At 68.1% G+C, this 25303-nt stretch carries 23 protein-coding genes; 18 read left to right on the top strand and 5 right to left on the bottom strand.

Annotation, left to right across the window (positions count from 1 at the left end):
• Positions 1-2: 2 nt before the first annotated feature.
• On the bottom strand, positions 3-554 hold the full coding sequence (locus ACM9LZ_RS08135) for a DUF1003 domain-containing protein (RefSeq protein WP_416618886.1): 552 nt from the start codon (positions 552-554) through the stop codon (positions 3-5).
• Between the two features lie 160 nt (positions 555-714).
• A complete protein-coding gene (locus ACM9LZ_RS08130) occupies positions 715-2193 on the bottom strand; it encodes a DegQ family serine endoprotease (protein WP_416618885.1) in 1479 nt (492 codons plus the stop codon).
• 489 nt (positions 2194-2682) lie between these two features.
• Here ACM9LZ_RS08130 and ACM9LZ_RS08125 point away from each other — a divergent pair, with 489 nt between their 5' ends.
• Positions 2683-3357, top strand: a complete 675-nt coding sequence (locus ACM9LZ_RS08125; RefSeq protein WP_416618884.1) for a winged helix-turn-helix domain-containing protein — start codon at positions 2683-2685, stop codon at positions 3355-3357.
• Positions 3350-4726 carry a sensor histidine kinase gene (locus ACM9LZ_RS08120; RefSeq protein ID WP_416618883.1) on the top strand — a complete coding sequence of 459 codons (1377 nt, stop codon included), beginning with the start codon at positions 3350-3352 and terminating at the stop codon, positions 4724-4726. The genes ACM9LZ_RS08125 and ACM9LZ_RS08120 overlap by 8 nt, the downstream gene beginning before the upstream one ends.
• 36 nt (positions 4727-4762) lie before the next feature.
• On the opposite strand, the gene ACM9LZ_RS08115 is transcribed toward ACM9LZ_RS08120, so the two are convergent.
• Positions 4763-5506 (bottom strand): hypothetical protein, encoded by a 744-nt coding sequence (locus ACM9LZ_RS08115; RefSeq protein WP_416618882.1) that lies wholly within the window; start codon positions 5504-5506, stop codon positions 4763-4765.
• Between the two features lie 334 nt (positions 5507-5840).
• On the opposite strand from ACM9LZ_RS08115, the gene ACM9LZ_RS08110 reads away from it, so the two are divergent.
• The 8 genes from ACM9LZ_RS08110 (at position 5841) to ACM9LZ_RS08075 (ending at position 14697) form a co-directional block, all read left to right on the top strand.
• Positions 5841-6659 (top strand): phage capsid protein, encoded by an 819-nt coding sequence (locus ACM9LZ_RS08110; RefSeq protein WP_416618881.1) that lies wholly within the window; start codon positions 5841-5843, stop codon positions 6657-6659.
• A 76-nt stretch (positions 6660-6735) separates the two neighbouring features.
• Positions 6736-7005, top strand: coding sequence for a hypothetical protein (locus ACM9LZ_RS08105; RefSeq protein ID WP_416618880.1), 270 nt, complete (start codon positions 6736-6738; stop codon positions 7003-7005).
• 134 nt (positions 7006-7139) lie between these two features.
• Positions 7140-7712: a phage connector family protein gene (locus ACM9LZ_RS08100; protein WP_416618879.1), complete on the top strand. Its 573-nt coding sequence runs from the start codon at positions 7140-7142 to the stop codon at positions 7710-7712.
• On the top strand, positions 7709-9475 hold the full coding sequence (locus ACM9LZ_RS08095; protein ID WP_416618878.1) for a phage tail protein: 1767 nt from the start codon (positions 7709-7711) through the stop codon (positions 9473-9475). The genes ACM9LZ_RS08100 and ACM9LZ_RS08095 overlap by 4 nt, the downstream gene beginning before the upstream one ends.
• Positions 9475-12435 carry a glycosyl hydrolase family 28-related protein gene (locus ACM9LZ_RS08090; RefSeq protein WP_416618877.1) on the top strand — a complete coding sequence of 987 codons (2961 nt, stop codon included), beginning with the start codon at positions 9475-9477 and terminating at the stop codon, positions 12433-12435. Before ACM9LZ_RS08095 ends, ACM9LZ_RS08090 begins: the two co-directional genes overlap by 1 nt.
• Positions 12435-13907, top strand: coding sequence for a phage terminase large subunit (gene terL / locus ACM9LZ_RS08085; protein ID WP_416618876.1), 1473 nt, complete (start codon positions 12435-12437; stop codon positions 13905-13907). The genes ACM9LZ_RS08090 and terL overlap by 1 nt, the downstream gene beginning before the upstream one ends.
• A 44-nt stretch (positions 13908-13951) precedes the next feature.
• The gene (locus tag ACM9LZ_RS08080; RefSeq protein WP_416618875.1) at positions 13952-14260 is read left to right on the top strand and encodes a hypothetical protein; all 309 of its coding nucleotides are present in this window, start codon (positions 13952-13954) and stop codon (positions 14258-14260) included.
• Positions 14257-14697 (top strand): cell wall hydrolase, encoded by a 441-nt coding sequence (locus tag ACM9LZ_RS08075; RefSeq protein ID WP_416618874.1) that lies wholly within the window; start codon positions 14257-14259, stop codon positions 14695-14697. Before ACM9LZ_RS08080 ends, ACM9LZ_RS08075 begins: the two co-directional genes overlap by 4 nt.
• A 107-nt stretch (positions 14698-14804) precedes the next feature.
• On the opposite strand, the gene ACM9LZ_RS08070 is transcribed toward ACM9LZ_RS08075, so the two are convergent.
• A complete protein-coding gene (locus ACM9LZ_RS08070; protein WP_416618873.1) occupies positions 14805-15026 on the bottom strand; it encodes a hypothetical protein in 222 nt (73 codons plus the stop codon).
• A 270-nt stretch (positions 15027-15296) separates the two neighbouring features.
• Here ACM9LZ_RS08070 and ACM9LZ_RS08065 point away from each other — a divergent pair, with 270 nt between their 5' ends.
• The 3 genes from ACM9LZ_RS08065 (at position 15297) to ACM9LZ_RS08055 (ending at position 18037) form a co-directional block, all read left to right on the top strand.
• Positions 15297-15686 carry a DUF952 domain-containing protein gene (locus ACM9LZ_RS08065; RefSeq protein WP_416618872.1) on the top strand — a complete coding sequence of 130 codons (390 nt, stop codon included), beginning with the start codon at positions 15297-15299 and terminating at the stop codon, positions 15684-15686.
• Positions 15683-16765 carry a quinone-dependent dihydroorotate dehydrogenase gene (locus tag ACM9LZ_RS08060; protein WP_416618871.1) on the top strand — a complete coding sequence of 361 codons (1083 nt, stop codon included), beginning with the start codon at positions 15683-15685 and terminating at the stop codon, positions 16763-16765. Before ACM9LZ_RS08065 ends, ACM9LZ_RS08060 begins: the two co-directional genes overlap by 4 nt.
• A gap of 63 nt (positions 16766-16828) precedes the next feature.
• Complete coding sequence (locus ACM9LZ_RS08055; protein WP_416618870.1) at positions 16829-18037, top strand: EAL domain-containing protein; 1209 nt, start codon at positions 16829-16831, stop codon at positions 18035-18037.
• Between the two features lie 41 nt (positions 18038-18078).
• Here ACM9LZ_RS08055 and ACM9LZ_RS08050 read toward each other — a convergent pair whose 3' ends face one another.
• Complete coding sequence (locus tag ACM9LZ_RS08050; protein ID WP_416618869.1) at positions 18079-18696, bottom strand: alpha-ketoglutarate-dependent dioxygenase AlkB family protein; 618 nt, start codon at positions 18694-18696, stop codon at positions 18079-18081.
• 98 nt (positions 18697-18794) lie between these two features.
• Between ACM9LZ_RS08050 and ACM9LZ_RS08045 the strand changes: the two genes are divergently transcribed.
• From ACM9LZ_RS08045 to ACM9LZ_RS08025, 5 genes are all read left to right on the top strand, one after another.
• Entirely contained in the window at positions 18795-20072 is a 1278-nt protein-coding gene (locus ACM9LZ_RS08045; RefSeq protein ID WP_416618868.1) for a hypothetical protein, read from the top strand.
• A gap of 132 nt (positions 20073-20204) precedes the next feature.
• Complete coding sequence (irrA, locus tag ACM9LZ_RS08040; protein WP_416618867.1) at positions 20205-20699, top strand: iron response transcriptional regulator IrrA; 495 nt, start codon at positions 20205-20207, stop codon at positions 20697-20699.
• A gap of 140 nt (positions 20700-20839) precedes the next feature.
• Positions 20840-23386 carry an ATP-binding protein gene (locus ACM9LZ_RS08035; RefSeq protein ID WP_416618866.1) on the top strand — a complete coding sequence of 849 codons (2547 nt, stop codon included), beginning with the start codon at positions 20840-20842 and terminating at the stop codon, positions 23384-23386.
• 150 nt (positions 23387-23536) lie between these two features.
• On the top strand, positions 23537-23941 hold the full coding sequence (locus tag ACM9LZ_RS08030; RefSeq protein WP_416618865.1) for a tellurite resistance TerB family protein: 405 nt from the start codon (positions 23537-23539) through the stop codon (positions 23939-23941).
• 1 nt (position 23942) lies between these two features.
• Complete coding sequence (locus ACM9LZ_RS08025) at positions 23943-25271, top strand: MFS transporter (RefSeq protein WP_416618864.1); 1329 nt, start codon at positions 23943-23945, stop codon at positions 25269-25271.
• Positions 25272-25303 lie beyond the last annotated feature (32 nt).

Raw genomic sequence — 25303 nt, 5'->3', positions numbered from 1 at the left:
GTCTATCCCCGTGCCGCCAGCCCGTCCACGGCGGCGCGCAGCAACGTCAGTTCCTCGGCCTGGCTGTGCAGCATGGCTTCAAGCTCTCCGGTGCGCAGCCGGTCCAGCTTCTCGTGCAGGGCCATGATCTCCAGTTCCGCCTTCAGGTTGATTTCATAATCCATGGCGGCCTGGACACGGTCCTTCGCGGCCTGCCGGTTCTGCGACATCATGATGATGGGGGCCTGGATGGCCGCCAGCGTGGACAGGACCAGGTTCAGCAGGATGTAGGGATAGGGGTCCCAGCCGAATCCCAGCCAGGCGGCGTTCATCGCCATCCAGCCCAGCATGCACAGCGCGAAGCCGCCGACGAAGCTCCAGGAACCGCCTATGGCCGCCACCTTGTCGGCCAGCCTTTCGCCCAGAGCCATGCGGGACTCGAACTCCGAACGGGCATTGCGGGTGATCGACCGGCGATGGGCGATGCGGCTCAGCACGCGGCGCTCACGTTCCGTCAGGGCGGTGTCGCCCTGGACCAGAAGCTGTTCGGCCAGTTGCCGGATCTCGTCATTCATCGCCGCCGCTTCCGCTGGACATGGCCTTGTCCGGTGATCCTACCGGCTCCGTGCCGCCTTTCAAGCCCGATGCCGGTCATGAAAAAGGGGACGGGTGGTCTGCGCCACCCGTCCCCCCGCTCCATTGCCTTCCGGTTGGCCGGGCCGGTGTCCTTCCCGCCTATCCGACCGTGGCGGGGATGGTCAGGAAGGCCGTGGCGTCGCCGCGCCGCACCTGGACCAGGGCATTGCGGCGCCCGGCCTTGTTGGCGGCCTTCACCTGTTCGGCCACGTCGTCCGGGCTTTTCACGGGGGTGTTGTTGACCGACTGGATGAGGTCGCCCGGCCGCAGCCCCTCGATCCCCTCGCCCACGTCCAGCACCACGACGCCGTTGGCGTCCTGGGGCAGGCGCAGCCGCTGGCGCCACTGGTCGTTCAGGGTCGACAGCTTCATGCCGGCGACCTCCTCCCCGTCCTGCTGCTGGGTCTCGGTACGGGCCAGACGCTGCTGCGGCTGGCCGGGGGCCTGATCCACCGTGACAGTCATGGTGCGTTCCCGCCCGTCGCGCCAGATCCCCAGGTCCAGCTTCGTGCCGGGCTTCACCATGCCCACCTGCCGGGCCAGATCGCGCGTGTCCTTCACCGGCTTGCCGCCGGCCGACAGGACCACGTCGCCGGGCTGCAATCCGGCCTTTTCCGCGGGGCTCTTGGCATCCACGGTGGCGATCAGGGCGCCGCCCTCCTTCTTAAGGCCCAGGCCCTCGGCCAGTTCCTTGGTGACGGCCTGCAGGTTCACGCCCAGCCAGCCGCGCTCTACCTTGCCGTCGCGCTTCAGCGCCTCCACCACAGGCTTGGCCAGGTTGGAGGGGATGGCGAAGCCGATACCGACCGAGCCGCCATTGGGGGAGAAGATGGCCGTATTGATGCCGATCACATCGCCGGTGATATCGAAGGTGGGCCCGCCGGAATTGCCGGAATTGATGGAGGCGTCGAGCTGGAGATAATCGTCATAGGGGCCCGAGCCGATATCGCGCGACCGGGCCGAGACGATACCGGCCGTGACCGTACCGCCCAGCCCGAACGGGTTGCCCACCGCGATGGCCACATCGCCCACGCGCACCTTGTCGCTGTCGGCGAATTTCAGGGCGGGCAGCGGCTTGTCCGTCTTCACCTTCAGCACGGCCAGATCGGTGCGCTCATCCTCACCGATGATCTCCGCCTCGCGCTCCGTTCCGTCGCTGAAGGAGACGGTCACCTGATCGGCATCGGCGATCACATGGCGGTTGGTGACCACATAGCCAGCACTGTCGAAAACGAAGCCGGAGCCCAGCGCGCGGGCCATCGGGGCGCTGCGCCCCTCGCGCCCGCCGGGGCCGCCGGGCAGGCCGGGCAGGCCGAAGCGGCGCAGGAATTCCTCGAAGCCCGGCGGCAGGTCACGGGCCATGCGGCGGTTCGGCGTGGTCTGGGCCGCCGTGATGGTCACGACGGCGGGCGACACGCGCTCCACCAGATCGGCGATGCCACCCTGGGCCAGCACCTCCGGCGGCGCGGCGCGGGCGGTTCCGAGGGTTGCCGGCGCAAGGCCGCCCAGCAGGGCGGTGCCGGCAAGCAGGGCCATGGCCAGGTTGCGGCGAAAGGCCCGGGGCGTGGCAAGCGACATCGTACTCTCCGTATCTTCTTTTCTGTCCTGGCGCCGCATCGCCCTCCACCCGGCCTGACCCCGGATAAGGGGAAGGGGGAAGGCGGTGCCGCCTTGATGATGGCAGCATCATCCCGCCCTGACGACAGCGCCCTGACAGCCGTATGAAAAATCTGTCATCCCGCCGGGCCGTCCCCGGGCCGGGATCGGGGGTCATTGTCCGGCCGGATTCAAGGCCGGGCATCATGAAACTTTGTTCATCTTCCCGAAAGGCGGCTGTCAGCGGGGCGGGGCTAAGGTGCAGTCATGGATCGACGGGCACCGAGCCCCACACCCCCCCGCCCGGCGGTCCAGACCAGAAGTTGGCGGGGGTCGCTTCCCCACTCTCCGACCCCCGCCGACGCTTCCCTTGTAGTACATCGTAGTCTCTCTCGTCCCCTGTGGCCGGGCGGCCCCCACCGCCCGGCCACACTTCTTTTCGGGCGCCAGAAGCGTTAGGATGCGCCAATCATGAAGATCCTTGTCATCGAAGACGACCGCGCCACCGCCGATTATCTGGTCAAAGGCCTGAAGGAGGCCGGCCATGTGGTCGATCATGCCGACAATGGCCGCGACGGCCTGTTCCTGGCAGCCTCCGAACCCTATGACGCGCTGGTCGTCGACCGCATGCTGCCGGGCCGGGACGGGCTGTCGCTGCTGGAGGTGCTGCGCGCCACGGGCAATGAGGCGCCGGCCCTGGTCCTGTCCGCGCTGGGCAGCGTGGATGACCGCGTGAAGGGCCTGCGCGCCGGGGCCGATGATTACCTGACCAAGCCATTCGCCTTTGCCGAGCTGCTGGCCCGGCTGGAGGTGATGCAGCGCCGGTCCAGGGGCGGCGCGGCGCCCACCACCAAGCTCCAGATTGCCGATCTGGAGATGGACCTGCTGGCCCGCACCGTGAAGCGCGCGGGCAGGCCCGTGGACCTGCTGCCGCGGGAATTCCAGCTTCTGGAATATCTCATCCGCAATGCGGGCAATGTCGTTACGCGCACCATGCTGCTTGAAAATGTCTGGGATTATCATTTCGATCCGCAGACCAATGTCATCGACGTGCATATCGCGCGGCTGCGCCAGAAGATCGACAAGGACCACCCGGTCCCGCTGATCCATACGGTGCGCGGGGCGGGGTACGTCCTGCGTGAGTAGGTTCAATTTCCTCCGCACCACCAGCTTCCGGCTGGCCGCCTTCCATATGGGGGTCTTCACCGTCTCCATCGTGGTGGTGCTGTCCGTCGTCTACTGGTTCACGGCCGGCTTCATCAACCGCCACACGGAGGACACCGTGCTACGGGAGGTGGAGGAACTGTCCACCGTGCTGAACGAGCGGGGGCTCATGGGCCTGCTGCGCGTCGTGTCGGAACGGGCATCGGACGGGCGGACGGACATGATCTATGCCCTGACCTCCCCCAGCCATGACATCATTGCGGGCAACCTGGCCCGGTGGCCGTCGGGCGATATCGGGTCGGGCTGGATCGAATTCGACATCAAGAGCCGCAAGGAACCCGGCCGCAAGCGCCAGGCCGTGGGCGTTATCCTGCCCGTTCCCAATGTCGGCTGGCTGCTGGTCGGCCATGACATGACCGACCGCTATCTGCTGCGGGGGCAGTTGCTGACGGGCCTGATCTGGGCCGTGTCGCTGGCCATCGCCGTGGGCACGCTGGGCGCGGTCATCATGAGCCGCCGCGTGTCGGAACGGATCGAAAGCATCAACCGCACCATCGATCGCATCACGGCCGGGTCCTTCGCCGACCGCATGCAGGTGACGGGGTCGGGGGACGAGATCGACCAGCTGGTGACCAAGCTGAACCGCATGCTGGACGAGATCGGGCGCCTGATGCTGGGCATGCGGCAGGTGACCGACAATGTCGCCCACGATCTGCGCACGCCCCTGTCGCGCCTGCGGGCCCGGCTGGAACTGGCCCAGCGCGACCAGACCCTGTCGGACGGCCAATATACCACGCTGGAACAGGCCATATCGGAGATCGACCGGCTGCTGGGCGTGTTCAACGCCATCCTGACCATTGCCGCCGCCGAATCAGGCCGGGCGCGCGACGATTTCACCAAGGTGGATCTGGCCGCCCTGGCCGCGGAGGTGGCGGAACTGTACGAGCCACTGGCCGAGGAACGGGGCCTGTCCATGGATGTGACGGCCTCGTCCCCCGTACTGGTGCAGGGCAGCCGCCAGTTGCTGGCGCAGGTGATCAGCAACCTGATCGAGAATGCCGTGAAATACAGCCCCGAGGGTGGCCACGTCTCGGTATCGGCCGCCGTCGCGGACGGGCGCCCGGTCCTGTGCGTGGCGGACCAGGGACCCGGCATTCCCGCCGGCCAGCGGGAAAAGGTGCTGGAACGGTTCGTGCGGCTGGAGGCGCATCGGGGCACGCCGGGCCACGGGCTGGGCCTGTCGCTGGTCGCCGCCGTCGCCTGGCTGCATGATGCCGCACTCCACCTGTCGGACGCCCGCGACGATCCCGACGCACCCGGATTGAAGGTGGAACTGCGGTTCCGGGCGTGAGCGCGGGGACGCGGCGATCCGGTTGCTGGCCGCCATTCAGGCCGGGGGGAACCAGTCATTGCCCATCCATTGATTGGCCGCCCGCGCGATCAGGTCGGGATAATCCACATCATCGGGCAGCAACAGGGGCAGGCCGAACCTTGCCACCGTGGCCCGCACGCCATCCCGGTCCAGGGGGTAGCCCCACAGGCGGGCATGGCGCGCGATCTCCAGTTCCTGGCCCCAGAAATAGACGAGCGGCGCCTTGCAGTTGGCTGTCATGGCCTGCACCTCCTCCACCCTGCCGTCATTCATCAGGGGCTGCCAGATGTCGGGCATCAGCAGATCGACGGGCCGGTCCGGCACATAATCATGGGCGTTGGCATTGACAGTGCGGATCTTGGCCCGCGCATCGGGTGGAAGCTGGTCCAGCACGCCCAGCTCGGCGATGAGCTCCAGGACGGCCGGGTCCAGCTCGACGGTGGTGACGGTTGTCACCGCCGGGTTCATGGCCGTCGCCGCCGTACACCAGCCCATGCCCATGCCCATGATCACGACATGGCCGTGTGCATGCAGACAGCCGAGTTCCTGGCTTTCGATCTCCATCGGCGTGGTGGACATCCAGGTTTGTTCCAGGCCGCCTTCGTTCCGCCGCAACAGACCCGCCATGTTCCGGCACAGGCGCGCCTCGCTCCAGTACCCTTTGCACAGCAGAAGATCGGCCATCTTCACCCGCCAGCGCCCGACCGTCACCGCGCGGTAGGTCGGCACGAACAGCCGCGGTTCATAGAGGTCGAGCATGTATTTTCCTATCAGGGGTTGTTGTCCGCCTATAACCTAGCAACAGGCCGGCGGCAGGGTGATCGTTTTTTGCTTGACAGATATCGGATAATAATCCTATAAAAACCTACCAACGCCCGATCCATGGCTGCAGGCCATTTGGTGACAGGGGGTTGGCATCACCCCGATTTTCACGGTCCGGACACCCTGTCACTGCTGGCAACCCGCGTATCTGCGGGCCAGTACTCGACATTCACCTGTCTGTCCGGACCTTCCCCCATCGCTGCCCGACATGCGGCCGGCCCCCGCCCGGCAACCGCGACGGCTGCATTCAACATAGGAATGAGGTCGCAGGATGTCCACCGACATCGAGAAATCGTTCGTGAAGCAATATGAACGTGAAGTGCATGAGGCCTATCAGCGCCTGGGCTCCAAGCTTCGGGCCACGGTGCGGTCGAAGAACAATGTGAAGGGCGCGACCACGGTCTTCCAGAAGGTCGGCAAGGGTGTCGCCGGCACCAAGTCGCGCCATGGCAGCGTTCCGGTCATGAACCTGGACCACGGCACCGTGGAATGCGGCCTGGTCGATTATTATGCCGGCGACTGGGTCGACAAGCTGGACGAACTGAAGACCAATATCGACGAGCGGACTGTCATCGCCAATGCGGGCGCCTATGCGCTGGGCCGCAAGACCGATGAATTGATCATCGCCAGCCTGGATGCCGGTGCCAGCTTTGCCGGCAGCGACGGGGACGGCCTGACCAGGGACAAGGTGCTGGCGGCGTTCGAGATGATGGGGGCCGCCGACGTGCCCGACGACGGCCAGCGCCATGCCGTGGTGGGCTGGAAGCAATGGAGCCAGTTGCTGGGCATCGAGGAGTTCGCCAATGCCGATTATGTCGGCGAGGGGGAACTGCCCTGGCGCGGCACGCAGGCCAAGCGCTGGCTTGGCACGCTGTGGATGCCGCATTCGGGTCTGACGCTGGCGGCCGGCAATGTCCGCCTGTGCCACTGGTACCACAAGACGGCCGTGGGCCATGCCAGCGGCGCCGACGTGTCCAGCGACATCACCTGGCACGGCGACCGCGCGGCACATTTCGTGAACAACATGATGTCCCAGGGTGCCTGCCTGATCGACGCCACCGGCGTCGTCACGCTGCGCTGCAAGGAGTGATGCGCGCGGTCCGGGGCGCGGCATCACCTGCGCTCCAGGACCGCGGCCCCTCCCTTCCATCCGAAGGAGTTCAAGCATGTCCTTTGTTCCGCAGGACCTGTCGGTCCTGGCCTATGCCAACGGCTTCACGCTCTGGCATTACAGCACGCCCGACGCCCATACCGCCGTGCGGCTGGCCGGCTATTTCAACGCGGTCAGCCACATGTTGCGCCTGGGCGACATGATCCTGGCCAATACCGGGGTGGGCGGCACGCCCGTGTCCGGCATCCTGCTGGTCAATGCCAATGCCGGCGGCACGGTCGATACCGCCGATCTGACGCAGGTCGGGGCGACGGATACCGATTGACCGGCAGCCTTCCCCCGCCCCCCCGTTCCGGCAGCGTTCGGGATGACGGGGGAGGGGGCTTCGCCTCCTTAATCCCGTTTCCCGGTGAATACAACTCACCGGGAAACGGCAGTATCCCCCGAGGAGCCCATATCATGGCCTATTCCGCGGTCGGGCTGTGCGCCCGCGCGCTTTTGAAGGTCGGGGCGAACCCGATTACCTCCTTCCAGGACGGCACGGCCGAAGCGGAACTGGCCGCCGCCCTTTATGCGCCCACCCGCGACGCCCTGCTGGCCGCCCATGGCTGGAGCTTTGCCACGCGGCAGGCCGCGCTGGCCCGGCTGGCCGGCATGCCTGTTGCCGATTTCGCCCACGCCTTCGCCCTGCCGGATGATTTTCTGCGCGCGCTTTCGCTGGGAACCGGCGGGCGGGGACGGGGCCTTTCCTACCGCATCCAGGAAGGGGCGCTGCTGGCCGATGCGCCGTTGGTCACCCTGACCTATGTCGGCCGTGTGGGGGAGGGGCGGTTTCCCGCCTTCTTCGACGGTGTGCTGATCGCCCGGCTCGCAGCGGAATTCTGCATTCCGCTGACCGAGAACAGTTCCCGCGCCGACAGCCTGCTGAAGCATGCCGAAGCGGAGTTCCGCCGCGCCCGGCTGGCCGACACGTCCCAGGACAGCCAGCCGGGCTTCGAGGATTTCACCCTGATCGAGGCCCGCCTGTCATGACGCGGCTGAAAAGCATCAAGACCAGTTTCACCGGGGGCTGTGTGAGCCCCGACCTGCTGGGCCGCGGCGATCTGGCTGCGTTCGAGAATGGCGCCCTGGCCCTGACCAATGTGCTGATCGAACCCACGGGCGGGGTGCGTCGCCGGCCCGGCACGGGCTTCATCGCCCGCGCGCCGGGGCCCGGCCGCCTGATCGCCTTCACCTTCAATACCGAGCAGACGCATCTGCTGGTGCTGACCGACAGGCTTCTGTCCGTCTTCGGTGATGACAGCCTGCAGGCCACGCTGCCGGCACCCTGGACCCTGGCGCAATTGCCCGGCCTGAACTGGGCACAGAGCGGCGACGTGCTGCTGGTCTGCCATCCGGACGTGCCGCCGCGCCGCATCAGCCGGCGCGGTCCGGGTCAATGGACCCTGGCGCAATTGCCCGGCCTGAACTGGGCACAGAGCGGCGACGTGCTGCTGGTCTGCCATCCGGACGTGCCGCCGCGCCGCATCAGCCGGCGCGGTCCGGGTCAATGGACCCTGGAACCCTGGAGCTTCGCGGAGGAGGAGGGGCGGCCCCGCATCCCCTTCTTCCGCTTTGCCGACGCGGCCATCACCCTGACCCCGTCGGGCACGACGGGCCGGGTGCGGCTGCGCGCATCGGCGCCCGTCTTCACGCCCGACCACGAGGGGGCGCCCCTGCGCATCCACCGGATGCCGGGGCGCATCGCCGCCGTCCGGTCGGAGCGGGAAGCGGAGATCGATCTTGCCGACACGCTGCCCCACACCGACCCGACGCGCGACTGGGACGAGGCGGCGTTCAGCCCGCAGCGCGGCTGGCCCATTTCCGTGGCCTTCCACCAGGACAGGCTGGTGATCGGCGGATCGCGCGACCTGCCCAACCGGCTGTGGCTGTCGAAATCGGGCGACCTGTTCAATTTCGACCTGGGCGAGGGGGAGGATGACAGCGCCATCGAGTTCGCCATCCTGTCCGATGAGGTGAACCCGATCCGCGCCGTCCATTCCGGCCGGCACCTGCAGGTTTTCACGACGGGCGGCGAATGGGCCGTGACGGGCCAGCCCCTGACCCCGTCCGCCATCCGGCTGGACCGGCAGACACGGATCGGCAGCGTGGCGAACCGCAACATCCCGCCGCAGGAAATCGATGGCGGCACCCTGTTCGCGGCCGCCGACGGATCGATCCGCGATTTCCTGTGGACCGACCTGGAGCAATCCTATTCCGCGGCCGACCTGACGCTGACCACCCGGCCCATCCTGCCCGGCACGGTCGATATGGAGTTCGACCGGTTCCGCCGCCTGCTGCTGGCCGTGCAGGCGGACGGCACGCTGGCCGTGCTGGCCGACGGGGCCGTGACGCCGGTCGCCCCCGTCGCAGCCGGCCGTATCCGCCTGCCGCAGGCGGCGGCCGCGGTGCAGGCTGGGCTGGCCTTCACGCATATCATCGAACCCATGCCGCCCAACCTGCTGGCGGCGGACGGACAGGGACGGCGTGCGCGCCTGCTGGCGGTGACCTTCCGGCTGAAGGACACGCCCGCGCTGCGCGCCGACCTGGGGCAGGGGCCGGTGGAGGTGCCGCTCCGGCGCGCCGCCGGCCCCGCGCTGGCGGCGGGCCCCGCCCCGGCCTTCACGGGCGACAGGCGGCTGACCACGCTGGGCTGGTCCGCCAGCCGCAGCGGCCCGCCCTGGCGCATCGCCGAGGCGCGGCCGCTGCCCTTCACGCTTCTGTCCGTAACCCATGAAATGAAGGTGAATGACTGATGGGTGGGATCACGACGCCGGTCCTGGCCACGCTGGGCACCGTCAACAGCGTCGGCCGGACCGTTGAGCGGACGGGCGACCTGCTGGGCATCGGCAAATCCGGCCGCAGGCGGCGGGAGCGCGCGCAACTGCTGGCCGGGCAGGAGGCCGAGACGGCCGACCTGACGGCCCGCCAGGCGGCGGAGGTGGAGGCGCTTTCCCGCCGCAACGCGCTGGCCGCCGACCGCATCCAGGTCGAGGCCGGGGCTGACGGACGCCGCCGCAGCCGGGCCCTGCGCCAGGAAACCGGTCGCACCCGTGCCGCGCTGGGCGCCCAGGGCATCAGCACGGCCGATGGATCGGGCGAGGCCATCATCCTGGGCCGGGAGCGCGCCGCGGCGGCGGAGGACCGCGACGCCGACCGCCTGGACGCCCTGCGCCTGGCTGCCCTTGCCGAGGAAGAGGAGGTGCTGGACCGCCGCAACCTGCTGGACCTGACGCGCCAGCAGGAACGCCAGCGGCTGGAAAGCTGGCGCGGGGTTTCTGACGCCGCCCGCCCTCCGGCCGGTGCCGGCCGCCATGATTTCCCCCGACACGAGATCCGGAGACATTCCATGTCCACCGCCCCCCTTCCGGCGGCGAGCCCGCGTGCGCAATATGTCGCCGACGGGGCCGCCACCCGCTTCGCCTTTCCCTTTCCCGTCTATGGTTCCGGCGACCTGTCGCTTTTCCTGGATGCCGCCCCGCATGGGTCCGGCTTCATGCTGGAAGGGCTGGGCGATCCGGCGGGCGGTGCCGTGCAACTGGATACCCCGCCGCCGGCCGGGACCATCGTCACCATCGAACGGCGCATGGTGCTGGACCGGCAGGCCGATTTCCTGGAAAGCGGACCGCTGGCCGCCCGCAGCCTGAACGAACAGCTCAACCGCCTGACCGCCATGGTGCAGCAACTGGCGGCCGATCAGGCCCGCATGCTGAAGGCGGCGGCGACCGATCTGCCTTCGGCCAGCCTGCTGCCCGACCGTGCCGTGCGGGCCGGCACCGCGCTGGGTTTCGATGCGGGCGGCAATCCCGTGGCGCTGCCGCTGGAAAGCCTGCCGGCCACCGCGACGGTTGCTGCCCTGGGGGCCGGCGCTGTCACCCGCGCCGTGGCGGACAAGCTGCGCGACCAGGTGTCGGCCCGGGATTTCGGGGCCGTGGGTGACGGGATCGCCGACGATACCAACGCCATCCTTGCAGCCCTTGCCGCGCATCGGTCGGTCTTCCTGCCGGCCGGCACCTACCGCACCAGCGCCCCCATCACCCTGGGCTATGGCCACACGCTCTATGGCGAGGGGGAGGGCAGCGTCATCCAGGCGCGGGCAGAGGCCTATGATCCTGTGAACCTGCCCACATATCCCAGCCCCTTCAACGCCGTGGAACTGGTGGACGGCTATGCCACGCTGCGCGACCTGCGCATCGTCGGCGGGGCCACGGGCGTGAAGCTTTATGGGCGCGACGGGCCGGCCGTGAAGAACGTCGTGGAGAACCTGTCCATCTGGGACACCGTCAACGGCATCGTCCTGGACGGCTATCACGACACGAACCGGCCCTGCTACTGGAACCATGTGGCCCGCGTGCTGGTGGCGCGCCCGCAGGCGCATGGCGTGCTGTTCACGGTGGAGGGCGACGGGGACACGCCCAATGCCAACAAGTTCCAGGATGTCCGCGTCTACAGCCTGGCCGCGCCCATCGGCGGCTGCGGCTTCTTCATTTCCGCCGGGCGCTTCAACAACAGCTTCACCGATTGCGAGGCGAACCTGCATCCCGGCGCGCAGGCCTGCCTGCGGCTGGGGTCGGCCACCGACCAGAACCTGATCGTCAATTTCTATGCCGAGAGCCTGGGTGCGGTGCCCGGCATCCGCATCGACAACGGATCGCAGAACACCAGCATCGTCAACCTGTTCAGCGCCACGGGCGGTCAGCCCATCTGGGATACGGCCCAGGCACGGGCCTATACAGCCGTCAATGCCGGCTATCCGCTGCGCAACCTGCTGAAGGAGACGCATGTCACCGACCTGCGGGTGGAAGGGCTCAGTGTGGAGACCACCTATGTCGAACCCGACACGGGCGGGCTGGTGGCGGCCGATCTGGGCTTCACCACGCATCTGGTTTCCGCCTTCGGCGGGGCCGTGGAATTCCGGCTTCCCAAGGCGGACACGGCCAATGGCCGCATCCTGCATATCAAGAAGACGGACAGCAGTGACAACCCCGTCACGGTCAGCGAACTGGGCGGGGCGGGGCCGGATGGCCGGCCCGTGCTGCTGGCCAGCCGCTACGACCATGTGTCGGTCGTGTCCAACGGCGCCGGCTGGTGGGTCACGGCGCGCACCGGCGCACCGGCCAACGCCGCCTTCCGCGACATGGCCGGCCTGTTCGAACCTGACCTGATGAAGGATCTGTATCTCGTGTCCGGTGCGGCCGGAGCCGTGGAGGTACGCCTGCCCGCCCCGTCGGCCGTGCAGGCCGTGGGCCGCCGCATCACCATCAAGAAATCCGACCCGTCCGACGGCGCCGTGACGGTGACGGCGGCGGCCGGCACGGGGCCGGACGGGCGCGTCTGGCGCCTGGGCAAGCCGCATGAGCAGGTGACCGTCCTCTCCAACGGGGCGGGCTGGTGGGTTACGGGGGCCAGCCGGCCGCCGGCCACCATCCATTTCCACGAGGCGGCCGGCCTGTTCCAGCCCGATCTGGGCGCCGAGCATTACCTCGTCTCCGCCTTCGCGGGGCCGGTGGAACTGCGCCTGCCCGCCCCGGATGCGGCCAATGCCGGCATCCGGCTGGGCGTGAAAAAGACGGACCCGTCCGCCAATCCCGTCACGGTCACCAGTGGCGACGGCACGGCCGGCCCCGATGGCGGTCCGCAGGTCCTGGCCGGCCAGCATGACGGGCTTTGCCTGCTGTCCAACGGCAGCGCCTGGCACATTGTCGGGCGCACCTGATGGATGACGGCGACAAGAAAAGCTTTCACGCCTTCCTGGAATGCTGGAATGGCGAACAGGGCATGCAGACCCCCGCCCTGCACACCGACATGGCCGCCTGGCTGGAGGGGCGCTGGCGGGCGGGGGCGCGGGAATTGCTGCTGCTGGCCTTCCGTGACAGCGGCAAATCCACCCTGGTCGGCCTGTTCTGCGCCTGGCTTCTGTATCTGGACCCCAACCGCCGTACCCTGGTGCTGGCGGCGGAAACGCGGCTGGCCAAGAAGATGGTGCGCACCGTCAAGCGCATCATCGAACGCCATCCCGACTGTCAGGGCATGAAGCCGCAGAAGCCCGACCTGTGGGGGGCGGAGGAATTCACCATCGCGCGTGACAAGGTGATCCGCGACCCGTCCATGCTGGCCAAGGGCATTGCGGCCAACATCACGGGCAGCCATGCCGATATCGTCGTCTGTGACGATGTGGAGGTGCCCAACACCAGCGCCACGGCCGACAAGCGTCAGGAACTGCGCCAGCGCCTGGCGGAAATCGCCTATGTCCTGTCGCCCGGCGGCACCCTTCTCTATATCGGCACGCCGCACGCCTTCCATTCCATCTACAGCCGCAAGGCCCATGCGGAGGAAGGGGAGGAGGAGCCGTTCCTGGACGGGTTCGAGCGGCTGGAGAAGCCCGTCTACACGCCGGCGGGCGACAGCGCCTGGCCCGAGCGGTTCCCCGCCGCCGCCATCGAGCGCATCCGCCGCCGGTCCGGTGCCAACAAGTTCGCCAGCCAGATGATGCTGTTGCCCGCCTCGCTGGAAGACGGGCGGCTGGACGTCGACAAGCTGCTGCCCTATCGCCACGACCTGTCCATGCCGCGCACGGGCCAGCCCTTCCACCGCCTGGGGGAGACCCGGCTGCGCAGCCTGCGTGTCTGGTGGGACCCGGCGGTGGGCCTGCGCGACCGCAAGCGGCGACGGGCCGGCGACGGTTCCGTCGCGGTGCTGCTGGGGGAGGATGGGGAGGGGCATTTCTTCATCCACCGCGCCCTTTACCTGAAGGTTCCGCCCGGTGCGGAACAGCAGGCCGGCCGCGCCCAGTGCGAGGAACTGGCCGTCATGCTGAAGGAGATGGCGGTGCCGGTGCTCCATCTGGAGGTGAACGGCATCGGCGCCTTCCTGCCCGAAACGCTGCGGGCCGTGCTGGCGGCGCGGCAGGTGGCAACCCGGGTGGTGCCCGTCCGTTCCACCCTGGCCAAGGCCGACCGCATTCTGGGCCATATCGATGCGCCGCTGCATGACAGCCGGCTTTTCGCCCATGAAAGCGTGTTTGCCGGGCCGCTGCTGCGCGAGATGCGCGAATGGCGGCCCGGCGGCAAGGGCCATGATGACGGGCTGGACGCCCTGGCCGGCGCCCTGTCCACCTGCCCGGCACAGCACCCGGCCGATGCCGTGCGCATGGCCGTGATGCAGGTGGAAAGCAGTTTCACCGCATAGCGCATTCCCGACCCGCTTCGACCTCGCAAGGAGTTTTCACGACCATGACCTCCGCCCCCCCTCTGGACCTCATCTGGTGGATCACGGCCATCGAGGTGCCGGCCCTGGCCGGCCTGTTCTGGCTGGTGCAGCAGACGCGCAAGGAGAATGAACAGGCGCTCGACCCGCTGCGGCGCGGGCTGGAGACCACCTCCATCCAGCTTCGCGAGGCCCTGGCCGCCTACAAGCTGGAGGTGGCCAAGAACTATGCCTCCATCGCGGCCGTCACGGCGCTGGAAGACCGGCTGACGGCGCATCTGCTGCGCATCGAAACCAAGCTGGATGGCCGGCTGGCCGAAGGGGGCGGGCGATGAGCCGGCCCGTGCTGCTCGCCGTGACCGAAGGGGCTGGGGCCCGCCCCGGCCCCGATGCGGGCATCGATGCCCTGGCCCGCGCCATCTGGGCCCATGGGCGGGAACGGGGCATCCGCGCCATGGAGGCGCTGGCCGCCATGGCGGTGAACCGCCGCACCCTCTTTCCGGGGCGGACGCTGGCCTGCATCGCGTCCGACCCCACCTTGTTCGCGGCCTGGGACCCGGCCGATGCGCGCCATGAGGCGATGCGCCGGGCCGACAGTGCCGACCCGGCCTTCGCCGCTGCCCTGCGGGTGGCCCGCCGCGCGCTTGCCGGCGGTGCAGATCCCGTGGATGGGGCCACCTGGTTCCATGATATTGCCGATCCGGTACCCGCAGGCGTTGCCGCGCTGGCACCGCGCGCACTGCTGGCGGGCTTTCATTTCTACCGGACATAAAAAAACGCCGTCCCTGGCAAGTACCGGGGACGGCGGCAAGGTGTATGCTACGGAACAGGGAGAAGGGAAGAAGAAGAGAAATAATGAAGACAGACAGGAAAGCCTGATCAGTCAGCGGCGCGGAGCATCGCTGTATAAACAGCCATGGCCATCTCGATGCTGATCCCGCCGGCGCGGGCGCCGGCGGTCAGCATTTCCTGCGTCGGCTTCACGGGAACCGCCGTCAGGCCGCGGGTTCCCATCTGTTCCACCTCATTCAAGGCGAAACGCATGCGATCGCTCAGCATGGTTTCATTGATCTCGGGGAAGATGCGGACCACGTCCTTCATGACGGATACTCCTGGTACTGGTTGGTTGGGCCGATGGTCGCAACACCGGCCCGCCCTGTGGATGATTAACTATAGACAGGATTCTTAAGGGGCGGCCACTGTGCAGACGTATAGATTTGCCGTTATTTGCCGAATACATGCTGTTTGATGTTGGTAAAGGCCGGCGTGCATTCTCTTGCACGATGCGTAGGGCCATTGGCAGTCGCGGCCCTTTCGGATTAGGGTGGCGCCAGTCGTTCCAACCCTTTCCCGTCGCATCAAACGGACATCATGGCCGCCCCCATCTTCCACATGTGCCGCGCCGATGAATGGCAGGCCGCCCAGGCCCTTGGCCGCTATGACGGCTCGTCCCAGGACAGGGCCGACGGCTTCATCCATTTTTCCACCGGTGCCCAGTTGCCGGAAAGTGCCGCCAGACACAGGCGGGGCCAGGACGGCCTGCTGCTGCTGACCGTTGATGGCGATGCCTGCGGCGACGCACTGAAGTGGGAGCCGTCGCGCGGCGGTGCCCTTTTCCCCCATCTCTACGGCCCGCTATCGCTGGCTGCCGTGCTGCGCGTCGATCCGCTGCCCCTGGGGCCCGACGGGTTGCACCATTTGCCGGCCCATGTGGTGGGAGAAGACATGGTGGGAGAAGACATGGCGGGAGGAAACGCATGATCGACCTTTACCCCCTGGCCCGCCCCTTCCTGATGGCGATGGATGCCGAGCAGGCGCACAATCTGACGGTTGCCGCGCTGAAGACAGGGCTGGTCCCCGGTGCCGGCGGTAGCGAGGCGCCCAGTCTCGCCACGCGCGTGTTCGGGCTGGATTTTCCCAATCCCATCGGGCTTGCCGCCGGGTTCGACAAGAATGCGGAGGTGCCGGACGCGATGTTGCGTCAGGGCTTCGGCTTCGTGGAATGCGGCACCGTCACCCCCCGGCCCCAGGATGGCAATCCCCGTCCGCGCCTGTTCCGTGTGCCGACGGCGGAGGCGGTGATCAACCGGTTCGGTTTCAACAACCAGGGCCTGGACGCCTATGCTGCGCGGCTGGCGGCCAGGGCCAGCCGGCCCGGCATCGTCGGCGCCAATGTCGGCAAGAACAAGGACACGGTGGACGCCGCCAGCGATTATACCGCCTGCATCCGCCGGGTGGCCCCGCTGGCCGGCTATCTCGTCGTCAATGTGTCCTCTCCCAACACGCCGGGGCTGCGCACGCTGCAATCGCGCGATGCGCTGGCCGACCTGCTGGGCAAGTGCCTGGAGGCGCGGGACGGCACGGGTTCCCGGCCGCCGCTGTTGCTGAAGGTGGCGCCAGACCTGACGGACGAGGACAAGGCCGACATCGCCGCCGTCGTGCTGGACAGCGGCATCGACGGGCTGGTCGTGTCCAACACGACGCTGGCCCGGCCAGCCGCCATCCCGTCGGCGCTGGCTGCGGAGGCCGGCGGTCTGTCGGGACGGCCGCTGATGGAGGCCTCGACCCGCGTGCTGGGCGAATTCTTCGGCCTGCTGGGCGGCAAGGTGCCGCTGGTCGGGGTGGGTGGTGTGGCTTCCGGGGCGGATGCCTATGCCAAGATCCGGGCCGGCGCCAGCCTGGTGCAGCTTTATTCCGCCCTGGTCTATCAGGGGCCGGCGCTGGTGGCGCGGATCAAGGCCGATCTGGTCCGCCGGCTGGCAGAGGACGGGTTCGCCCATGTCGGTGACGCGGTGGGGGCGGCACACCGCGCGGAACAGGGATCACCGGCGCCGCGATGATGCGTGGCGATGACGCATCGGTGGGGCGCATCGGTGTGCGTGGCCGATAAGAGGGGGTGCCGCATGCATTGGGTCCGCCATCTGGTGTTCGCCGCCGTCTATACGGCGCTGGCCCTTGTCGTGGCATTGTCATTGCCCTTGTCGGCGCCGGGGCTCGGCGGGCATGGCGGCCTGCTGTTCGGTCTGGTGATCCTGGTCTTCGGCGGGCTGCTGCATGAATTCTGGGCCCGGCGGGACGAACGGGCGCGGCTGGAAGAACGCCTGTGGGACATGGAGACGGCGCTGGCCGATCTGCGTGCCGAACTGGCTGTGCTGCATGATGTGGAAGCCCGCCCGCCGGCACCGGAGCGGACGGAGGTGGCGGCCGTGCTGTCGGAGGCGCGGGTGCTGGAACGGCTGGCCGACCGGCTGCCTGCCCCCTCACCCCGCGCGACCCCGCCCGCTGTGGTGGAACCGGCCGGCCCGCTGTTCACGGCCCGCCCGGTCCCGTCACCCCCCGGCCCCGATCCCCAGGCCATCCTGGACCAGGTGCGCGAGGCGCTGCGCACCGATCAGGTGGATGTGTTCCTGCAGCCCGTGGTCAGCCTGCCGCAGCGCCGGCACCGGTATTACGAGCTGTTTTCCCGCATCCGGGCCGGGAAGGATGCGGCGGGCCAGCCACACTATCTCCTGCCTGAGCAATATCTGGGGCTGGCCGCGGAAGCCGGGCTGATGGCCACCATCGACAATCTGCTGCTGTTCCGCTGCATGCAGTTGCTGCGGGAAACGGAGAAGCGGCACCAGAATGTCGGCTTCTTCTGCAACCTTTCCGCCGCGACGCTGAACGATGCCGCCTTCATGCATGAATTCGTGTCCTATATGGGCCAGATGCCCAATCTGGCGGCGAAGCTGGTGTTCGAGCTTTCGCAGCAGGACCTGATGCAGGGGGGGCTGTTCGCGACGGGTTTCCTGGACGGGTTGCGGCGGCTGGGCTTCCGGTTTTCCATGGATCAGGTGGAAAGCCTGGACATGGACTGGACCGAACTGGCCCGCCACGATATCCGTTTCGTGAAGCTGGATGCCGCGCGGCTGCTGGACCCCGATGGCCGTTTCGCGGACCCGCGGGCCGTGCGCGACCTGCGCCAGCAACTGGACCGCAGCAACATCGACCTGATCGTGGAGAAGGTGGAGACCGAGGCCCAGGTGATCGAACTGCTGGATCTCTATATCGATTTCGGGCAGGGCTTCCTGTTCGGCGAACCGCGGCTGGCCCGCAAGACGGCGCCCGCCTGACGCAGCGGCTGCCGGGTGCGCCCCTTTCCGACCCGCCCCGGCTATCCCCGTGTCACACGGCGCAGGGTCAGGTTCAGGCGCCCGCCTTCCGGCAGCAGCCGGCTGGACCCGACGCGCAGCCTGTCCACGCCGTGATAGAACATGCGTGACGGCCCGGCGAAGACCATGGCCGTGCCGCTCTCCACGGCGAAGGAACGGGTGGGGTCGCGCCGGGCCGGGCCCCCCAGACGGAAAATCCCGGTATCGCCCAGCGAGATGTTGACGATGGGGGCGTCGAAATCCTCCTCATCCTCGTCCCGGTGCAGGGAAAGCCGCGCTCCTTCGCCCCGATAATGGTTGATCAGGCAGCATTCGGCATCATGGGCATAGCCCGACAGGTCCCGCCACAGGCGCAACAGCGGTTCCGGGATGGCCGGCCATGGCCGGCCGTTGGCAGGCTGCACGGGCGAATAGCGGTAGCTCTGCCGGTCCGCGATCCAGCCCAGGCTCCCGGCATTGGTCATGTCGATTGAAAAGGGGCGGCCCGTGCGCGGCATCACGAAGCGGGTGAACGGCGCCTCTTCGGCAATTCGCGCCACCACTGCCACCAGCGCTTCCTGCGCGGCCCGGTCGAGATGGCCGGGCAGGAACCGGAAGCCGTCATCCGTCACTCTGTTCACCTTTTTTCCCCTGCATATGGGCCCTGGAAGCGTCGTTTCATGCCAGTGTCACGCGCCAATCATGGACTCTGCGCGGCAACGCGCCTAGATTCATGATTATGAGAGACGAAGCCTTCGATAGCGAGCTGACGAACGACTGGAACCCCGTGGCCCTGCGCGGCGGCGTCGTCAGCCTGCGTGTCCCGGCAAGCTGGCAGCGGCTGTCCCGCGATGATGGCGGGCTGGCTTTCCAGTCGCCCGGTGCCGATCCCGTCGATCTTTTGATCTCCGTCACGACCTATCGCAACCCCTATGGCGTGCGCGCCGAGGAGGCGATCCAGTATCTGGACCGCGAGAATGTGCTGCCCCGTGGCATCCTGCCATCGATCGAGGATGGGGTGGACGGCATCGGCGGCGCGCCGAACCCGTTCGATGCCCAGATGCGGGGGGACCGGCAATGGATCGCCTATGCCGTGTCGCAGCCGCCCGATCGCCAGATATTCGTCTGGAAGGTGGCGGATTTCCAGCCGCCCGATCTGGTGCGCGTGGCGACCTTGCAGCTTCTGATCCCCGGCATGCGCGCCGACGACCCGGAACTGGCCGTTCTGATCGACCGGCTGGGGGAGGAGGCGACCCGTATCCGCTTCCATCCCGGCCCCGTCCAGGGCCCCGTGCAGCGTGTGACAATGCGCAATGTCTGGCATGGGGACAATGTGCGCTTCCGCCTGCCCTGGGACTGGCGCACGCGCACGGAGGGCGAATTGTCCGTGTTCCATCGTGAACAGGATGGTGCCGGCACCCTGCGCGTGGCCATGCACAGCTTCGAGCATCAGGGCGAGGATGCCGAATTGCGGGCCCATGCCGTGCTGCGCCAGACGGCCGAACAGTTCATGGAAGGCCCCGAGGGCCGCGTGGGCGAAGGGTCCCTGGAATGGCTGCCGGACGGGGAAGTGATGGCCCGGTTCGTCACCGACGGGGAGGAGGACGGGGAGAAGCTCCGCTTCTTCATGTGGCTGCGCGGTGCTGCGCTGGATGGCTGCACAACGGTGGCATTGTTCAGCTTCGGTCTGCCGTTATCCTCCTGTGGCGGTGAGCTGGAGCGCGCCAGCCTGGCCATGCTGGAGCAGGAGGTGCGCCGCGCCGTCGTCGGCATCGCCGATTGCACGGAGCTGGAGGATGAGGAGGACCCGCTGGCCGACGGGTTCAGCCTGTCGGACCTGCTGGAAGACGACGATCTGGATACCCAGGCAGCCCTTTCCGCCATGGAGATCGCCCTGGCCGACGATGATTTCGACCTGGATGGCGACGACGATGACGACGATGACGACGATGACGACGATGACGGGGGGGATGGCGGCAGCGGCCCTTCCGGCCCCGGCCCCTACGGTTATTCCTGACGCCTTGTCCGGCCCCGGCATGAATTGTCGGCATGGCCGGCCGGTGTGACCTTCGTCACACTTACCCCTTGTCAAATCGCCTCTGCCTGCCCCACATGACCGGGACCCGCCTTTTCAACGGTTCCCGGCACGATGCCTGACAGCGTTCATCCCTTCCCCGACGATCCCTGCCTGCCCGACTGTGCCCCCGGCTGTGCCGAGGATGCACGGGATTGCCGCGCGATCGCGGACCGGTTGAGCCGCGCCTGCCTGCGCCCGACGCGCCAGCGGGTCGATCTGGCCACGCTGCTGTTCCAGGGCGGCGGGCATCGGCATGTCACCGCCGAACAGTTGCATGCCGAGGCGCTGGCGGCCGATATGAAAGTGTCGCTGGCCACCGTGTACAACACGCTGAACCAGTTCCGCGATGCGGGCCTTCTGCGCGAGGTTGTGGTGGAGGCCGGCAGCACATGGTTCGATACCAATACCGCCGACCACCACCATATCTTCCATGAGAACAGCCGCCGGCTGCTGGACATCGCGGCCGAACATCTGCGGCTGACGGGTCTGCCGGGCCTGCCGCCGGGCACCAGCCTGTCGCGCGTCGATATCATCATCCGCGTCACCGGTGGGGCCGGCGGAGATTGATGTTCCGCGCCAGCCGTCCGGCCCTGGTTCCTTCCGGATAGGCATGCATCGCGATGATTGCGGCGGGGAGATGGCGCACGTAGACTATTGCTCCAACGCAATGCCTAACCGGTGGCGACACCGGGATGGCGGGGGACCGGATGCGCAAAGTCTTGATGGGGGGGCTTGCCCTGCTGGCCAGTGTGCATGTCATTGGCAAGTCCCTCGATATCCAGGCCGGGTGGCGTGAATACCAGGTCGCAACGGAGATCGCCGACCTGAAGCAGGTCAGCCGCGATCTGCTGGTGGCGGCCCGCGACCACGGGATCGAGGCCGGGATGACCAGCCTGGTGCTGGAGGCCGCCAGCATGCCCGGCGCCCCGGAAGCCGCCCTGCGGCCCCAGATCAACCGCCATCGCGAGGAGGGGGAGCGCAGCGCCGGCGCGGCCCTGGCCCACCTTGCCCGTATGCCGGTGGAAAGCGCGCTGGAGGAGGATGTCGCCTCCCTGCGGGTGGCCCTGGCCCGTGTGCAGGAGTTGCGCCAGCCCCTGGATGCGCTGATGTCGCGCCTGCAGGATGGCCGCACGCTGGACGGGGTGGGAACCAGCCGCGCCGATGCCGCCGTCATCATCGCCGACTGGCAGGAGGCCTCGCAGTCCTATGGGGCGGCGCTGCTGACTCTGCTGCGGGAGATCAACCGTCCCGCCCTGTCCTTTGGCGGTGCGGCGGGCGCCGCCGAAATGCTGACCCGCGACGCCATCCGCCTGCGCAGCGAGGTGGGGCAGGATATGGGCCTGCTCTACATGGCCATCATGGGCCGGCGGCCAGAGGGCAGCGCCCTGAGGGAGGCCACCTCCCTGGCCGAGATGGAGATGGCCTGGCGGCTGGTGCGTCAGGCGGCGGAGCCTGCGCACCTGCCCGAGCCCGCCCAGGCGGCGCTGAGCCAGATGGAAACGGCCTTTCATCAGCGGTACCTGCCCCTGCGCGCCGTGGTGCTGGAGGCGGCGGCACGGGGGGAGGCACGCGGCCGCATGCCCGAGCTGCTGCGCAGCGGCACGGGCATGTTGAATGCGGCCAGTGACCTGGTGGTGGAGGCCGTCAACGCCGCAGGTGCCGCGACGGAGGATATCCGCGCCACCGCCCGGCGCCGGCTTTGGACCGACATGGCGGAATTGCTGATCGCCATGGTGGCGCTGGCCTTCGCTGCCTGGATGTTCCGGGAGCGCGTCCTGCGGCCCATCCGGCAGATGACGGAAGCGATGCGGGCACTGGCCGGCGGTGATCATTCCGTGCAACTGCCCGATTTCAAGGGCGTGGGGGCGGAGATCGCCGCCATGGCGGCCGCCGTCCGGGTGTTCAAGGAAAATGCCCGGCAGTTGCAGACGGAGAATCGGGAACGCGGCCGCATGGAACGGCTGCTGATGGTGGAACGCGGAATTCTGGAGATGGCGGCGGCGGGCGCGTCGCTGGGCGATGTGCTGGCGGCCCTGTGCCGCGGCATGGAGGAGCAGTTGGACAATGCCCGCTGTTCCATCCTGCTGCTGGCAGAGGATGGCCTCCACATGTCGGTCGGCGCGGCCCCCAACCTTCCGGCCGAGATGGGCCGCGCCTATGAAGGGGTGGCCATCGGTCCGGATGTCGGTGCCTGCGGGGCGGCCGTCTATCGCCGCGCACCGGTCGTCACCGCCGATATCGCAAGCGATCCCCGCTGGACCCGGTTCAAGCACCTGCCGCTGGCGGCGGGGCTGCGATCATGCTGGTCGTTGCCCATTCTGTCGGGTGACGGGGAGCCGCTGGGCGCCTTCGCCATCTATGGCGACACGGTGCGCACGCCACAGGATTGGGAGATGGAGCGGGCCCGCCGCGCGGTGCAGCTTGCTGCCCTGGCCATCACCAGCCGCCGCGCCGCCGAACAGCTTGAGCATGCCAAGGCGCAGGCTGAACTGGGCAGCCGCACCAAGACGGAATTCCTGGCCAATATGAGCCATGAGCTTCGCACGCCGCTGAACGCCATCATCGGTTTCGCCGAGGTGCTGGAGAGCGAGCTGAAGTCCAGCGAGAAGCAGGCCCAGAACAGTTCCAGCGTCGCCTATGCCGGCGACATCATCGCCTCGGGCCGTCACCTGCTCACCCTGATCAACGACATCCTGGATGTGTCGAAGATGGAGGCCGGGCGGGTGGAACTGCGCGAGCGCATCTGCGGTGTGGATGAGCTGGTGCGCGGCTGCGAGCGCATCGTGCGGGCCCGCGCCATGGAACGCCGCCTCAATCTGCTGATCGAGGTGGCGGACGGCATGCCCCCCATCCTGGTCGATGATGTGAAGTTCAAGCAGATCGTGCTGAACCTGATGTCCAACGCCATCAAGTTCACCTCCCCCGGCGGCACGGTGAGGCTGGTGGCCAGCGTCGATCCGGCGCGCGGCGTTGCCATCACCGTCAGCGATACCGGTATCGGCATCAAGCCGGAGGACCTGCCGAAGGTCTTCGTCCCCTTTCATCAGGTCGACAATGTCTACGCCCGGTCCACGCCGGGCACGGGCCTGGGCCTGACCCTGTCCAAGGGGCTGACGGAGTTGCATGGCGGGCGCCTGACCATCGAGAGCGTGTTCGGCGAGGGCACGACCGTCACCCTGTCCCTGCCGCCGTCGCGCATCGTGTGGACGGAGACGGCCGGCCTGCCGCTGCCCCTGCCCCTGTCCATGCGGTGAGGGGGGGGTGCGGGAAGGCTGCCGGTTGCCGTAGGCCGCCTGGTGCCGGGTCCGACCCACGGCCTAAGCCGCCCGTGGGCTTGACGGTCGGGGCTGCTTTGCGCCCTACTGCCCGCACCCGCGATATTCCAGCCGAAGCAGGACCCCAGGATGATCGACCATCACCGCGCCCTGATCTACACCATGGTGCTGACCTCGGCATCGGACGGCGACATGACGGATGCCGAGTTGCACATGATCGGGGATAGCATCCGCAGCCTGCCCGTCTTCGCAGATTTCCACATCGACCAGCTGGCCACGCTGATACGGGAATGCACGGAAATCCTCAGCGATCCGTCCGGCCTCGACACGGCCATCGGCATGATCAAGCGGTCCCTGCCCAAGAGCCTGCGCGAGACCGCCTATATGCTGGCCTGCGAGGTCGTGGCCGTGGACCGCACCGCCACCCAGGAGGAACTGCGCCTGCTGGAACTGCTGCGCCATGGGCTGGATGTCGACCGGTTGACGGCTGCGGCCCTGGAACGCGGCGCCCGCGCCCGCTATACCGTGGCCTGACATGGAAACGGGCCGGCTGCCGCGTCCGGCCATCGCCGGCTGGTGCCTTTATGACTGGGCCATGTCGGCCTTCAACACCGTCATCGGCACCTTCGTCTTCTCCGTCTATTTCACCAAGGGCGTGGCGGCCGACGCTCAGTCGGGATCGGCCGACTGGGCCGTGATGCTGGGCCTGTCGGGCCTGGCCATCGCGCTGCTGTCGCCCGTGCTGGGTGCCATCGCGGACCGCGGCGGGCCCATCAAGCCATGGCTGGGCGGCTTCACGGCCCTGGCCGTGCTGGGATCGGCCCTGCTCTGGTTCATCCGGCCCGACCCGGCCTATGCGTTGCCCGCCCTTCTGCTGGTGGGCATCGCCAGCACGGCCTTCGAACTGGCCAATGTCTTCTACAATGCCCAGCTTCCCGTCATCGCGCCCAAAAGCCACCTGGGCCGGGTATCGGGCTGGGGCTGGGGCGTGGGGTATCTGGGGGGGCTGGTCTGCCTGATCCTGTGCCTGGTGCTGCTGCTCCAGGCCGATCCGCCGCTGTTCGGGTGGATCGACAGTGCGGAATCGGCCCCGGTGCGGGCCACTTCCGTACTGGTCGCCGTCTGGTACGCGGTTTTCGCCCTGCCGCTGTTCCTGCTGGTGCCCGACCGGCCGCGCGTGGCCGGTCGGCGTGCCATGGACGCCGTGCGGGAAGGGCTTTCCACCCTGGGCCGCACGCTGCGGCAACTGCCGGCCCATGGCAACACGCTGCGCTATCTGATCGCCAGCGCCCTGTGGCGCGACGGGATCAATACCATCACGGCGTTTGGCGGCATCTATGCCGGTATCGTGTTCGGCATGGTCGAGCAGCAACTGATCCTGTTCGCCATCCTGTTGAACGTGGCGGCCGGGCTGGGGGCCATCGGTTTCGCCTGGGCCGACGACCGGATGGGCGCCAAGCCGACCCTGATCATCAGCCTGCTGGGCCTGATCGCCACGGGGCTGGCCATGATCCTGGTGGGCACGGGCTGGTGGGGCTGGGCCCCGGTCCTGGCGCTGCCGCTGCCGCTGGATTTCACGCCCGATCAGCAATGGCTGCTGCTGTTGGGCATGGGGCTGGGCATCTTCTTCGGACCGGCCCAGGCGGCCGCCCGGTCGATGATGGCCCGGCTGGCCCCGAAGGGGCTGGAGACGGAGTTCTTCGGGCTCTATGCCCTGACGGGACGCGCCGTCGGTATCATCGGGCCGTTGGCCTATGCCGCGGCGGTCAGCCTGATGGAGACCCAGCGGGCCGGCATGGCCACCGTCATCTTGCTTTTCCTGCTGGGGCTGGGCCTGCTGCTGACCGTGCGCGAACAGCGCTGAACCGCATCGCGCCGGGCTTGTCGGCGGTTCCC

The sequence above is a fragment of the Niveispirillum fermenti genome (assembly GCF_048066175.1).
Lineage (GTDB): Bacteria > Pseudomonadota > Alphaproteobacteria > Azospirillales > Azospirillaceae > Niveispirillum > Niveispirillum fermenti.
Note: the sequence above shows the minus strand (reverse complement) of the source record. Positions and strands in the feature narration are given on the sequence as shown.

Bases quoted from the DNA above. Each gene is read 5' to 3' on its own strand.
- ACM9LZ_RS08135 (WP_416618886.1), bottom strand. From the start codon at position 554: ATGAATGACGAGATCCGGCAACTGGCCGAACAGCTTCTGGTCCAGGGC.
- ACM9LZ_RS08130 (WP_416618885.1), bottom strand. From the start codon at position 2,193: ATGTCGCTTGCCACGCCCCGGGCCTTTCGCCGCAACCTGGCCATGGCC.
- ACM9LZ_RS08125 (WP_416618884.1), top strand. From the start codon at position 2,683: ATGAAGATCCTTGTCATCGAAGACGACCGCGCCACCGCCGATTATCTG.
- ACM9LZ_RS08115 (WP_416618882.1), bottom strand. From the start codon at position 5,506: ATGCTCGACCTCTATGAACCGCGGCTGTTCGTGCCGACCTACCGCGCG.
- ACM9LZ_RS08110 (WP_416618881.1), top strand. From the start codon at position 5,841: ATGTCCACCGACATCGAGAAATCGTTCGTGAAGCAATATGAACGTGAA.
- ACM9LZ_RS08105 (WP_416618880.1), top strand. From the start codon at position 6,736: ATGTCCTTTGTTCCGCAGGACCTGTCGGTCCTGGCCTATGCCAACGGC.
- ACM9LZ_RS08100 (WP_416618879.1), top strand. From the start codon at position 7,140: ATGGCCTATTCCGCGGTCGGGCTGTGCGCCCGCGCGCTTTTGAAGGTC.
- ACM9LZ_RS08095 (WP_416618878.1), top strand. From the start codon at position 7,709: ATGACGCGGCTGAAAAGCATCAAGACCAGTTTCACCGGGGGCTGTGTG.
- ACM9LZ_RS08090 (WP_416618877.1), top strand. From the start codon at position 9,475: ATGGGTGGGATCACGACGCCGGTCCTGGCCACGCTGGGCACCGTCAAC.
- terL (WP_416618876.1), top strand. From the start codon at position 12,435: ATGGATGACGGCGACAAGAAAAGCTTTCACGCCTTCCTGGAATGCTGG.
- ACM9LZ_RS08080 (WP_416618875.1), top strand. From the start codon at position 13,952: ATGACCTCCGCCCCCCCTCTGGACCTCATCTGGTGGATCACGGCCATC.
- ACM9LZ_RS08075 (WP_416618874.1), top strand. From the start codon at position 14,257: ATGAGCCGGCCCGTGCTGCTCGCCGTGACCGAAGGGGCTGGGGCCCGC.
- ACM9LZ_RS08070 (WP_416618873.1), bottom strand. From the start codon at position 15,026: ATGAAGGACGTGGTCCGCATCTTCCCCGAGATCAATGAAACCATGCTG.
- ACM9LZ_RS08065 (WP_416618872.1), top strand. From the start codon at position 15,297: ATGGCCGCCCCCATCTTCCACATGTGCCGCGCCGATGAATGGCAGGCC.
- ACM9LZ_RS08060 (WP_416618871.1), top strand. From the start codon at position 15,683: ATGATCGACCTTTACCCCCTGGCCCGCCCCTTCCTGATGGCGATGGAT.
- ACM9LZ_RS08055 (WP_416618870.1), top strand. From the start codon at position 16,829: ATGCATTGGGTCCGCCATCTGGTGTTCGCCGCCGTCTATACGGCGCTG.
- ACM9LZ_RS08045 (WP_416618868.1), top strand. From the start codon at position 18,795: ATGAGAGACGAAGCCTTCGATAGCGAGCTGACGAACGACTGGAACCCC.
- irrA (WP_416618867.1), top strand. From the start codon at position 20,205: ATGCCTGACAGCGTTCATCCCTTCCCCGACGATCCCTGCCTGCCCGAC.
- ACM9LZ_RS08035 (WP_416618866.1), top strand. From the start codon at position 20,840: ATGCGCAAAGTCTTGATGGGGGGGCTTGCCCTGCTGGCCAGTGTGCAT.
- ACM9LZ_RS08030 (WP_416618865.1), top strand. From the start codon at position 23,537: ATGATCGACCATCACCGCGCCCTGATCTACACCATGGTGCTGACCTCG.
- ACM9LZ_RS08025 (WP_416618864.1), top strand. From the start codon at position 23,943: ATGGAAACGGGCCGGCTGCCGCGTCCGGCCATCGCCGGCTGGTGCCTT.